Genomic DNA, 5,280 nt, shown 5'->3' with positions numbered 1-5,280 from the left:
ATGCGATGCGCCACCAGACCGACATTTACCTGAGAGAGAACAAGAAATCCGGCGCTCACCACTGACCGATGCGCAGCCGTCGCCCCTCGCGGGCCAAGATTGACCGCGAGTGGCCTTACCAGGTTGCGCTGCCCGATGATCTATGCACGGGACACAGCTTCTCGCTGATCCGCGATTTCTGCGAAGAGCGAGGGCTGGTCCCAATAACAAGGCAGGTGCAGGCGATATGGCCGGATCAGACATATGAGAACTGGCGGCTGTACTGCTTCGCCGACCAGGCGTCTGCACAGGCGTTCCTTGACCACTTCGGAGGCATCATGTTCGATCCTAAGCGTGATCGGGAAAACGGCAAGGCACGCGGTGTCTGGCGCCGGACTGGCGAATACAAGAGAACTCTCGATCTCGGGCCGCTGAGCGTTCCCCAGGCCCTGCGTAACTGAGGCGACGACATGTGTAACCTCTACAACATCACCACCAGCCAGGAGGCGATCCGCCAATGGACCGGAGCCTTGCGCGATCTCCTGGGCAACCTTGAGCCGTCGATCGACATCTATCCCAACCAGTTCGGCCCGGTCGTCCGCAATGCTCAGGACGGGACGCGCGAGCTTGCCAAGCTGCGTTGGGGAATGCCGACGCCCTTGGAGCGCGTCAAAGGCAATGCCGATTCCGGCACGACCAATATCCGCAACCCTCAATACGGCCACTGGCAGCAGTATGTCGGTATCGAGCACCGCTGCGTGGTGCCGGTGACGAGCTTTGCCGAGCCCCGCCCTACCCCAGGCGATAAGGACCCGGAGACAGGCGGCATACAGCGGAACTTCTGGTTCGCCCTCAGCGAGGACCGGCCGCTGTTCTTCTTCGCGGGCCTGTGGACACGCTGGCAAGGGGTCCGCAAGGTCAAGGAAGGCCCCGGCGATCATGAGCTTTATGCCTTCATGACCACAAAGCCAAACGCGTTAATCGAGCCGATCCACGAGAAGGCGATGCCGGTGATCCTGACCACGCGAGAGGAAGCCGAGACCTGGCTGACCGCGCCATGGTCGGAAGCGAAATGGCTGCAGCGGTCGGCGCCTGACGACGCTCTCGTGATCGTGGAGAAGCCGGCCACACAGATCAAAGTTCCGCTGCCGGCACCTGCACAAGGGTCGCTGCTTTGAAAGCATCCCCATGAGCGACGAGCTGATCCGCCTTCCCGGTGCAATAGAGCCCGTCACACGTCTGGGCGTTCAGCATCATAGGTGCGAGCATCCCGATTGCGGCAAGGATGCCGGATGGGGATTCGCGAAGCCGAGGCAGCCATCGCATTGGTTCTGTTTTGAACACCGCGCCGACGGCGAAGCATATCTCTGAGGAGCAATTCGAAATGATCAGCCCGCCAAGACGAAATGGCGAGTATGCCGACCGCGAGATCGATTGCCAGGAGGCTATGGAGCCGGGCTTTCAGGCGATCGTCGATTGCATGCTAGAGGCCGGCTGGACGCGCGGGGAGATCATGCGGTCGCTTCGGTGGCTGATCGCGGCCGACAACATGACGCAGAAGGAAAACGCCAAAGTCGAGGCGCAGCTCGCCATCGCGCGCGCGATGATGCGCCTTGACGATCGCCACCGCAGCGCCAGTATCCTGACGATGGACGAGAATTATATCTACGGCGAAGAACCGGCCTGCAGCTCGTACGCATGGCTATCGAGATGACCTGCCCGGCTGGCGTGCTGCCGAGCGAGGAAGCCGTGAACTGCCTCTACGGCCCGTTGCCGGCGCACGAGGGCGAGGCGTTGGCAAAGGCGATTATCGAGACGGTCGAGCGACTGACCCGGTCTATTGACGCTTTGCCGTCGCCATCCGGGCCAGCGCTCCCAAGATCAGATTAGTCGTAGACTTTGACAATCTTGCGTGTGCCGGGATCGACAAGGACGGTTCTGCCGTCGACCACAACGTAACGGTATTTGACGTTCGGGACCTCGTGAAGCTCCACGGTGTCTGGGAGGGGCGAGCCGATATTAAGCTCCACTCCAGGGATTTTCACCGATGCGAGCGGCTGCTTCTTCACGTATTCCTTGATGACGGTTTCCTGCTGAGGTTCGATGATCACGTCCTGAGCAGCAGCGGCACCAATGCCGGCCAGCAGCAAAAATCCCGCGGCTGCGGTGGAAAGATGCATTCTCATAGCTGTCTCCTTGTTGGAATTTGCCGGGACGCAATCTTCATCGCGCCAAGCTCACACAACGTGAGCCAACCAACGAACGTTCCTCGGCCGGCCTTAGGTCCTTAGACCGCCGGACCTAAGTCTGAAGCTCTAGACGTAATGGTCTGAACAAGGTGTCGCGCGGAACCGCGACATTCCTTGTCCCGTTCTTGCGAACTCATGGAGGAGAAACGGCCCATGGAAGATAGTGTCCACCAAGCCCGCTGGTTGCTTGCACCGGTGTTCGCGGTCTCCATTACATTTTTGGTGATAGGAATGGTCGCCAGCTGAAAAACGACACTCCAGCCCAAAGTCAGTATCTGCGCATAAAAAGTCCCTTCATGCGCTGATAGGGTCCGCCGGCCTTGCTGGATTTGGCAGGCGGACCCTTAGTTCCCCGGATGCTTCGGATCGTCGCCAAAGCCCAGCAGCGAGGCATGGCGTATATATTTGTGCTCGCCACGAAGGTGCTTGATCCGCAGCTTCACGCTAGGCTCAACCCACTGCGTTGCCGGTCGCTTCTTGACACCCTCCGACGGCGCGCCGGCATGTTCCTGGACCCGTTTCCACAGCCGTTCCTTCCTGTCGCGCCCCAAGCTGATGAAGGCTGAACCGACATATTTTCCGGTACCGGGCTTCGCCAGCAAGGCGAATGCCGCCTTGCCCGGCTCGCGCTCGACGCCCATCATGCGCTCGATCGCTTGGTTGCGCTCCTTTGCCAAGCGATGCGCGGCCCGTAAACGCAAAAAAGCCCGCCGCACCTTTCGGCGCGGCGGGCGATGATTGCTGACCTCACAGATGATAGAGTGCAGCGACCTTGATGCAGAGAAGCCCGCCACCTTGCGAGTGACGGGCCCGGCCGCGAGGCCAGGAGAGTGCCTCAAAGCCTGCACGGCCGATTCGACGCTCCCGTTAACGCAGCACTCTCCTCAGCGGCGCGCGATCAGCAGGCAAAGCTGACGCAGATCGCTGTCATACGTCCCTTCGCTGCTGAGCACGTCGACACAGCGCTTTTTCATGCGCGTCAGTTGGCTGCTGGACATCTGGGCGACCACGGTCGGCAGGCCGGGAGTGCTGGGCGTCCCTGGTGTTCCAGGTGTCCCTGGCGTTCCGGGAGTGCCGGGAACGGTACCGCCACCAACGCCGACACCGGCGCCCACGCCGACACCACCCGTGCCCCCCACATTGACGCCTACGCCCGCTGTAGCGCCGCCCGCGCCACCGACATTCGCACCGGCGCCAGCAGCGACACCACTCGTGCCGCCTAGGTTAGCACCCGCGCCAGCAGTGACGCCGCTAGTGCCACCTATGTTTGCGCCAGCACCGGCGGTGACGCCACTCCTGCCGCCAATGTTCGCGCCGGCTCCGGCGATAATGCCCCGACTGCCGCCTATATTAGCGCCTACACCGGCATTGACTCCACTGCGACCACCAATCGAGGCGCCGGCCCCCGCGTTGATGCCGCCACTGCCGCCGATTGAAGCGCCGAGACCAGCCTTGATGCCGCCGGTCCCACCAATTGCTACGCCTGCACCGACGCCAACGCCGGCTGCGCTGGAGGGGAAAGATAAAGATAAAACCAGTGCACCACTGGCCAAAGCCGTGGCGAAACTCTTAAGGACATTTGCCATGACACTCTCCTTTATCTATTGCGTCTCACCAGCAGAAACGATGACTGCTACTGCACTGACAACGCACTCAGAGAGATTTTTGACTTACTTGATCCCAGGTATGTTGCGTCGTGGCTTACGAGGAGCAAATTATTCTGAATCAATTTGAAAAAATTGCGGTACACCCCGGTGGGTAGGTCCAGACGCATGGCCGATCTAGTACTACAGTTGCAGATGCCGATGCCGTTTGTAGTGACAGATGGTGGCCGCAGCCTGATGTCGTCGTCGCCATAACGACCAGGCGATGATGAAGGGCTTTTGTGTCGGTGGGAAGATGAGGATCCGGGCGAGGAGATAGCGGATCTCGGGGACGCTCGGGACGAGCGCAGCCATCCGGATCAGGCGGCGATTGGCTCCTTTGGACTCGTTTCGTTCGGTTTGCTCCATGCGCTGCGGCGAAGATCAGCCGATAGCTTCGAGAGGAATGCCAGGGCGGCCATGCACAGGCTCATATGGCGATGCCATCCGTGCCAGGACTGAGCCTCGCAATGATCAAGTCCGAGATCATCCTTGGCGCCCTCAAAACACTCCTCGATCGCCCAGCACAGGCCGGCCACTGCCGCCAATTCGGCCAAGGAGGAACCGGGCCGCGGGGCGAAGACCAGGTAGTAGGCTTTTTCTCCGGATGTCGATCGCTTGCGGCGGACGAGAAGCCAATGCTCGAAGCCGCCTTGACGTCCAAGGGCGGCGGATGCGTGCCCCGTCGTAGAGCCGAGGGCCTTTGGCGCCTTCACCTGCCGCATGACAGACCCAGTCGTCGGGCTCGAACTCGCCGGCCAGTTCCTCGGGCGAGGTTCCTCAAACAGACGATCCCCTCCACGGCGCATGAAGTGAGCGCCTCGAACCGCCAAGACATAGGGCTGCTCGCGAGCTTCCAGCATCCGCGAAGGCTGCTGTCCGCCCAGTAGACAGCGTCGCCCAGAACGTATCACGCGGCGGGCTCACGACCAAAATCCACGGTCGTCGTCGACGGCATGGCCTCCCGATCCGGGTCGGCCTGACGGCAGGCCAAGCGCATGACGGGCAGATCGCCGACACGCTCCTCTCCCATCTCGGCCCGCGCACCATTGTGCTGGCCGACAAGGCCTATGATGCAGACCGCATCCGCGAGCTGATCCAGGACCAGGGGGCCACGCCCAACATCCCGCCGAAGAGCAACCGACGTTGGAAGCCCTGCTTCAGCAAGCGCCTTTACCGAGAGCGCAACCTGATCGAACGCTTCTTCTCCAAGCTCAAGCCTTCCGCCGCATCGCAACCCGCTACGACAAGCTTGCCGCCAACTTCCTCGCCATGGTCCAGCTCGCCTCAATGCGGCTGTGGCTGCGCGCTAATGAGTCTACGGCCTAGCACTACTTTGGCAGATTTTTAGCGGAGAGGGTTCTGCGGCAGTGGGGACAACGGATTGGGGGCGGCTGCGCGAGCGCGGT

Annotated in this window: 8 protein-coding genes and 2 pseudogenes; 5 read left to right on the top strand and 5 right to left on the bottom strand. The window is 61.3% G+C overall.

What is annotated here, in order from left to right:
• Positions 1–68 precede the first annotated feature (68 nt).
• The 4 genes from NKJ17_RS33495 to NKJ17_RS33480 all read left to right on the top strand — a co-directional run bounded on the left by NKJ17_RS33495 (position 69) and on the right by NKJ17_RS33480 (position 1,869).
• The gene (locus NKJ17_RS33495) at positions 69–440 is read left to right on the top strand and encodes a hypothetical protein (RefSeq protein ID WP_352691981.1); all 372 of its coding nucleotides are present in this window, start codon (positions 69–71) and stop codon (positions 438–440) included.
• Between the two features lie 9 nt (positions 441–449).
• On the top strand, positions 450–1,157 hold the full coding sequence (locus NKJ17_RS33490; protein WP_352509959.1) for an SOS response-associated peptidase: 708 nt from the start codon (positions 450–452) through the stop codon (positions 1,155–1,157).
• Positions 1,158–1,315: 158 nt separating this feature from the next.
• On the top strand, positions 1,316–1,693 hold the full coding sequence (locus NKJ17_RS33485) for a hypothetical protein (RefSeq protein WP_352691980.1): 378 nt from the start codon (positions 1,316–1,318) through the stop codon (positions 1,691–1,693).
• Positions 1,678–1,869: a hypothetical protein gene (locus NKJ17_RS33480; RefSeq protein ID WP_352509957.1), complete on the top strand. Its 192-nt coding sequence runs from the start codon at positions 1,678–1,680 to the stop codon at positions 1,867–1,869. Before NKJ17_RS33485 ends, NKJ17_RS33480 begins: the two co-directional genes overlap by 16 nt.
• Here the strand turns inward: NKJ17_RS33480 and NKJ17_RS33475 are convergent.
• The 5 genes and pseudogenes from NKJ17_RS33475 to NKJ17_RS34205 form a co-directional block, all read right to left on the bottom strand.
• Positions 1,866–2,165 (bottom strand): DUF1236 domain-containing protein, encoded by a 300-nt coding sequence (locus NKJ17_RS33475; protein ID WP_254816945.1) that lies wholly within the window; start codon positions 2,163–2,165, stop codon positions 1,866–1,868. The genes NKJ17_RS33480 and NKJ17_RS33475 overlap by 4 nt on opposite strands.
• Before the next feature lie 407 nt (positions 2,166–2,572).
• Positions 2,573–2,905 (bottom strand): hypothetical protein, encoded by a 333-nt coding sequence (locus tag NKJ17_RS33470; protein WP_352509956.1) that lies wholly within the window; start codon positions 2,903–2,905, stop codon positions 2,573–2,575.
• A 207-nt stretch (positions 2,906–3,112) separates the two neighbouring features.
• Complete coding sequence (locus NKJ17_RS33465; RefSeq protein WP_352509954.1) at positions 3,113–3,814, bottom strand: hypothetical protein; 702 nt, start codon at positions 3,812–3,814, stop codon at positions 3,113–3,115.
• 201 nt (positions 3,815–4,015) lie between these two features.
• On the bottom strand, positions 4,016–4,240 hold the full coding sequence (locus NKJ17_RS33460) for a hypothetical protein (protein ID WP_352691978.1): 225 nt from the start codon (positions 4,238–4,240) through the stop codon (positions 4,016–4,018).
• Positions 4,192–4,781, bottom strand: a pseudogene (locus tag NKJ17_RS34205) (IS701 family transposase); the annotation flags it as partial. The pseudogene NKJ17_RS34205 and the gene NKJ17_RS33460, both read right to left, overlap by 49 nt.
• On the opposite strand from NKJ17_RS34205, the pseudogene NKJ17_RS33455 reads away from it, so the two are divergent.
• Positions 4,782–5,200: pseudogene (locus NKJ17_RS33455) on the top strand (IS5 family transposase); the annotation flags it as partial.
• Positions 5,201–5,280 lie beyond the last annotated feature (80 nt).

The organism is Mesorhizobium sp. M0208, assembly GCF_040322015.1.
In the GTDB taxonomy this organism is placed as follows: domain Bacteria; phylum Pseudomonadota; class Alphaproteobacteria; order Rhizobiales; family Rhizobiaceae; genus Mesorhizobium.
This window is presented reverse-complemented; position numbering and strand designations above follow the sequence as displayed.